This window comes from Butyrivibrio sp. (assembly GCF_024699075.1).
This window is the reverse complement of sequence record NZ_JAILQF010000241.1, coordinates 1-4159: the sequence shown is the minus strand read 5'-3', so window position 1 is coordinate 4159 and position 4159 is coordinate 1. Positions and strand designations below refer to the sequence as shown.

General features: G+C 42.1%; 3 protein-coding genes and 1 tRNA gene. All 4 read right to left on the bottom strand.

Annotated elements, in window-relative coordinates:
- Positions 1-1953, bottom strand: a 1953-nt coding sequence (locus tag K6G87_RS09900) for a hypothetical protein (RefSeq protein WP_330669817.1), incomplete at its 3' end; no start/stop codon positions are given.
- Between the two features lie 192 nt (positions 1954-2145).
- Complete coding sequence (gene rsmA, locus K6G87_RS09895; protein WP_296836507.1) at positions 2146-3018, bottom strand: 16S rRNA (adenine(1518)-N(6)/adenine(1519)-N(6))-dimethyltransferase RsmA; 873 nt, start codon at positions 3016-3018, stop codon at positions 2146-2148.
- A gap of 75 nt (positions 3019-3093) precedes the next feature.
- A complete protein-coding gene (locus tag K6G87_RS09890) occupies positions 3094-3864 on the bottom strand; it encodes a TatD family hydrolase (RefSeq protein WP_296836504.1) in 771 nt (256 codons plus the stop codon).
- 141 nt (positions 3865-4005) lie between these two features.
- A tRNA-Lys gene (locus K6G87_RS09885) sits at positions 4006-4078 on the bottom strand.
- Positions 4079-4159: the final 81 nt, after the last annotated feature.

Genomic DNA, 4159 nt, shown 5'->3' with positions numbered 1-4159 from the left:
CTTTGGACGATTGCCGCCCATGAGTTCACGCTTAACTTCTTTCTCCATTTCCTTCTGGAGATCATACTTAACGTCCTCATCATACTGGCTGATAACTGTGCTTATCTTGTCCTGAACACGCTTTGCAACTTCCTCTTCCTGACGCTGGCGCTGCTGCTGCTTGATGCGGTTCATGATATCATCAATACTTATCTGGCCTGTGATCTGATCTTCTACTGTATCAGTTTCAGGCACTACCATACTTATCTGGCCATCATAATCCTGCTTTAAGATATCATCATAGTGGCTTGTTGCTACTTTCCTTGTAGGTCTTATTGTAACTCCCGGCTCTTCCTTCTGATTAACAGGAGCATCTGTTCTTGTCCAGGTAGCTGTCTCCTGTGTTACAACCTCTCTTGTAGCATCCTCATAGAAGACTTCTGATACTGCCTTTACAGGTTTATTTCTTTCTTCTTCAGCCATGATCTGTTCCATGCTCTCAGCAATGGCTTTCTGAAGATTGACTGTATCATAACCTACAGGCTTTGGAGGAGTCTTGGGATTAGATGATTCTATATTTCTTGGCGCATTTACTGGCGCAGGTTCTGCCATACGAGGAGCTCTCTGATATGAAGAAATCTGCTCTCTTGATGGCATAGCTTTAGTATATTGATCAACAGGATCTTCATAAGAAGCAGTGCCTTTGGATGGTGCCTGTCCGAAATATCCGGGATCAGTATTATCAAGACTCTGCTGAGCATAATAGCCCGGGTTGGTATTATAGAGATCTTCCTGACCGTAGCTGCCCGGATTTGTATTATAAGAACCAGACTGACCGTAGTAGCCTGGGTTTGTGTTATCCAGATCCTCCTTGCCATAGTAGCCTGGGTTTGTGTTATCCAGGTCCTCCTGGCCATTATAGCCGGGATTAGTATTATAGAGATCCTGCTGATCGTTATAACCAGGATTTGTATTATAAAGATCCTGCTGGTTATAGTAGCCTGAATTCATCTTGGAAAGATCATCCTGGCTGTAATATCCTGGATTGGTATTATCAAGATCAGGCTTGTCAGAATAACTCGGATACAGATCAGCTACAGATGGATTCCTTGCATCCAAAGGTGATGCATACTGATCCTGCATCTTTTTAGCATTATCAGTAGCGCCCTGCCTGCCATAATACATCTGCATCTGCTGCCTTGAAGGCATGCCGGCATCAAGAGCAGCCTTTTCTACAGCTTCTCTTTCTTCAGGTGAGTTATAAAAAGGCTTGGTAGGCTGCTTGGTCTCTGATACATCATTGCCTATCGGATCTTCATCCTTTTTAAGGATCGCTTCACGGTCAATGCTGCCATCAAGTCCGTTCTTATAAGCCTGATATCTTGCCTGCTGCTCCTGCGATAAAGGCTCATGAAGAGCCTTAAGCTCTAAAGCTTTCATGACAAACTTGCCTACGCCAAACCAAAGGAACATCTCATCGACTTCCTCTATACACTCTGTCGTAAGGCCTACACGATGATACAGATATGCGAGCTCATATGCCCACTTCTCTCTGTAATCATGCTTTTTGAACTCCTCAAGGACTGCAATACGCTCTTCAAGACTTACGTCCTGAGCCTCATACAGCCTGTACTGGAGTATATAACGTCCTGTATCGCGCGGTGCAATACGGACGAATTCCTTATAATATTCCACAGCCTGAACAAACTCTCCCATTTTAATGGAGAGTTCACAAAGCGAATATACAATTGCTCTACTGCTGGGGTAACGCTCATACGCGAGCAAAAGGATTTCTTTACTTTCTTCAAAACGGCGATTGACCTTATAAAGGTCACTTATAGTGCAGAGCATAGTGGTGCTCTTAACACGTCTCCAGTCAATTGTATCTGCAATCTTGACTGCTTCCCCGTATTTGCCTGAAGAAATCAGGACTTTTATCTCCTCTGCCCGAACTCTATATTCATACTTATCCAAAGTTATAGCCCTCTTTTTAAAGGATTTTCCCAATTAAAATTTTAACATAGCTCTATCTGTCTGTCAAAAGACAAAAGCCCGAAAATAGTGGTATTTTCGGGCTTTTCTAAGCTAGGCCGCAACGTTTTTGCGAATATTTTGTTACGAAAAGGTCATATCAAATTTAAAGTTTCGTTTAAGAAATGGCGATTATTACTTTCCCAGACTATCAAGAAGAATATCTGACAACTGAGCAAATTCCTTAAGTGAGAGCTTCTCACCTCTCTCAGTCCTTGTACGTCCTATCTTCTCAAGAGCATCCCCTGCCATATCCTTGGAAATTCCAAGTTCCTTGTTATTAGAAAGTCCGTTGACCAGAGTTTTGCGACGCTGGGAAAAAGCTGCTCTTACAACCTTGAAAAAGAACTGCTCGTCTTTGACCTCAACAGGCATCTTCTCATAACGAGTCATTTTGATGACAGCTGAGTCTACGCCAGGCTGGGGAATAAAGGATGAAGGCGGAACTACGCATACAACACAAGGCTCTGCATAGTACTGAACAGCTATGGAAAGAGCTCCATATTCTTTTGAGCCTTCCTGCTCCTGCATTCTGTCAGCAACTTCCTTCTGAACCATGACTGTTATTGACTCTACAGGACTACCCTCTTCCAAAAGCTTCATAATAATAGGAGTTGTAATGTAATAAGGAAGATTAGCAACAACCTTAAAAGGCTTGCCACTGTTGTACTCGTCTGAAAGTGCCTTTATATCGACTTCAAGAATATCTGAATTAAGGACCTTGGTATTGTCATACTCAGAAAGCGTATCTTCAAGGACAGGAAGGAGCTTGTCATCAATCTCAACTGCTATAACACATCCTGCTGCCTCTGCAAGATACTGGGTAAGAGTACCTATTCCGGGACCTATCTCAAGTACGGTATCATCCTTGGTAATACCCGCAGCTGATACGATATCTTCAAGAACTCCATCATCTATAAGAAAGTTCTGACCGAATTTCTTCTGTGCATTAAGGTGATATTTATTTATTACTTCTTTGGTCCTTGAAGGATTTCCAAGATACGCCATACGCCCTCCTCTTGGCTTTTATTAATCAAAAATGCAACTGTTTTATAATTTATTATACCAAAGACACGGCATATATCAGGCTATATTATAAAATCTTCTTGCATTATCGCTTGTTATATTTATTACTTCCTCTTCTGTGACGCCTTTTATAGAGGCTATAGCCTTTACTACATACGGAAGGTATATGGAAGAATTACGCTTTCCTCTGAAAGGCTCAGGAGCCATATAAGGGCAGTCTGTCTCAAGAAGAATCCTTTCAAGCGGAATCTTCTCTACAGTCTCCTTGAGCTTCTTGCCATTTTTAAAAGTCACAACTCCGCCAACGCCAATATAAAATCCAAGCTTAACATATTCAAGAGCCTGCTCAGGACTATAAGAATAGCAGTGTATATCTGCAACTATTCCTTTAGCTGCAGCCTCCTTCATGATCTCCATTGTATCCTTAGCCGCATCCCTTGAATGGATGACAACAGGAAGAGACTGTGTAAGAGCAAGGTCGAGCTGTCTTTTAAACCACTTTATCTGAGTCTGTCTATCGGGATTATCAGGGTAATGATAATCAAGCCCTATCTCTCCTATCGCAACAGCCTTAGGGTCATTAGACTTTTCCCTTATCCATTCAAGTTTATCATCATCAAGTTCATTGACATTTTCCGGATGAACTCCAACAGCTGCATATACAAAATCATATTTATGCGCAAGCTCAAGTGATGTATTTACGGATTCAAGATCAGCAGCATTGTTAACTACTGTACCAATTCCGTTATCCTTCATGCTTTGAAGAAGGCTTTCTCTATCTTCATCAAACTGATGATCGTCATAATGTACGTGTGTATCAAATATCAAAGCTAATACCTCTATAGGACATGTCCTGTTTTAAGCCGTATTCCTTCATGTACCGGCCTTACCAGCTTACGTCCGCCTTTCTATTGCTTATACGAAAAAAGTACCGCCCCACGAGATATACTCATGAAACAGTACTCGGCGTGCGCTGCCAGGGTCTCGAACCCTGGACAACCTGATTAAGAGTCAGGTGCTCTACCAACTGAGCTAGCAGCGCATTTCTTTTATTTTGTTTGCCGCAGTTCCTTGCGACAAAAGATACTTTACTACAACCTACAGACCTTTGCAAGTGTTTTTT

What these genes read in the sequence shown, in the direction of transcription:
- rsmA (WP_296836507.1), bottom strand. Translation starts at nt 3,018, where the DNA reads ATGGCGTATCTTGGAAATCCTTCAAGGACCAAAGAAGTAATAAATAAA.